3 protein-coding genes are annotated in these 1,907 nt (G+C 48.4%); all 3 read left to right on the top strand.

The annotated features are described in order from the left end of the window. On the top strand, window positions 1–194 hold a 194-nt coding region (locus tag AC1DUA_RS38550; RefSeq protein WP_477504711.1), incomplete at its 5' end, for an oligopeptide/dipeptide ABC transporter ATP-binding protein. Next, window positions 187–786, top strand: coding sequence for an ABC transporter ATP-binding protein (locus AC1DUA_RS38545; protein WP_477504710.1), 600 nt, complete (start codon window positions 187–189; stop codon window positions 784–786). The genes AC1DUA_RS38550 and AC1DUA_RS38545, both read left to right, overlap by 8 nt. A gap of 341 nt (window positions 787–1,127) precedes the next feature. Beyond that, window positions 1,128–1,907, top strand: a 780-nt coding sequence (gene glyA, locus AC1DUA_RS38540; RefSeq protein ID WP_477504709.1) for a serine hydroxymethyltransferase, incomplete at its 3' end; no start/stop codon positions are given.

Below are 1,907 nucleotides of genomic sequence, written 5' to 3'. Positions count from 1 at the left end.
CCCAAGCGTTATGGAGAGCGCTGCCAGGTAACGAATTTGTGCCGTTACCTGGGGCTCAGCCGCTGCCGGATGCTTTGCCGACAGGATGTGTATTTGCTCCCCGTTGTTCTTTGGCTACTTCGGCATGTGAACAGCAGCCTCCTGAGTCGCGTACAGTAAGAAACGGAAGGGTCAGGTGCATACATAGTGCTTGAGGGGAAATCTTTGGGGTATCGTTACGGGAAAGAGGCGTGGGTGTTTCACAACCTCGATATTCAATTAGAAGCCGGAGAAATCGTAGGACTCATCGGACCTAGTGGTTGCGGGAAGTCCACGCTGGGGCAATTACTTGCAGGACATGTGGGACTGCAGGAGGGACACGTAAGCGTGGACGGTGTTCCACACAGGAAGGGGGCGCGGAACCCTGTCCAGTTCGTGCTGCAGCATCCTGAACAAGCGGTTAATCCGCGGTGGAAACTGCGAAGAACCTTGCAAGAATCAGGCATGATGGACCATTTGATGCGATCTGAACTATCGATTGAAGACGACTGGTTAGAGCGATATCCGAATGAGCTGTCCGGAGGGGAGCTGCAGCGGATTTGTGTGGCTAGAGCGCTAGGGGCGGAAACACGGTATCTAATTGCTGATGAGATGACTACCATGCTAGATGCCATTACACAAGCGCAAATTTGGCGTGCGGTGCTGCGCTGGGCTGAACGGCAGAGTGCCGGTGTATTGGTAATTAGTCATGAGCGGGAATTAATTAAGCGAATATGTAATCGGGTGATTAGCTTTCCTTTGATATGAGGTAGATTTCAGCAGATGAGGAGAATGGGGGAGCTTGCTTGGCGGCGGAAATATATGTCGATGAAGACTCAGCAGCCTGAGGTTTTTCTTCTAACTTGCTGAGACAGCTTAACGGAACGTTTCATTGGAGTTCCTCAGCTTGGGTAGATAGATTACTTTATAAACTTCAATACACAGTAGATATAGCCATTAGCTATATCTAGATATAGCTAAATCCAGTTACTCTATAGCTGCGGCTCTATGATATCTTCTTAGTAACAATTGTAGAAGAGTTCTGTCAGATGGTGATTTAGATTACTTGAGCCAAAACTAAACAAAACGATGCTAAGGAGCAATTTACAGTGGAGCAATTACGCAAACAAGACCCCAAAATTGTTGAGGCAATGAATCTGGAGATTGGCCGTCAACGTGATAAAATTGAGTTAATCGCTTCTGAAAACTTCGTTAGCGAAGCTGTGTTGCAAGCGATGGGAACGGTTTTGACGAATAAATACGCAGAAGGTTATCCGGGTAAACGTTACTACGGCGGCTGTGAGCATGTAGATATCGTTGAGGATATTGCGCGTGATCGTGCAAAAGAAATATTTGGCGCAGAGCATGCCAATGTGCAGCCACACTCCGGCGCACAAGCCAATTTGGCGGTATATTTAGCTGCTCTGAAAGCTGGAGATACCGTTCTTGGTATGAACTTGGCGCATGGCGGTCACTTAACGCACGGCAGCCCTGTTAATGCTTCCGGTATCTTATATAACTTTATACCTTATGGAGTTAGAGAAAGCGATGGGTTTATTGATTACAATGAGGTTCGCAAATTGGCATTCAAGCATAAACCTCGTATGATCGTGGCTGGTGCCAGCGCATATCCTCGCATCATTGATTTTGAAGCATTAGGTTCAATTGCTAATGATGTGGGAGCCTTGTTCTTCGTGGACATGGCCCATATTGCCGGGTTAGTTGCGGCAGGGTTACATCCCAGYCCAGTTCCACACGCCCACTTTGTAACAACAACTACGCACAAAACGCTTCGCGGACCCCGCGGCGGTATGATTCTGTGCCGGAAGCCTTGGGCTGCAGCGATTGATAAAGCAGTGTTCCCCGGGACGCAAGGCGGACCATTGATG

It is taken from the genome of Paenibacillus sp. 01T422 (assembly GCF_056398785.1).
Note: the sequence above shows the minus strand (reverse complement) of the source record. Positions and strands in the feature narration are given on the sequence as shown.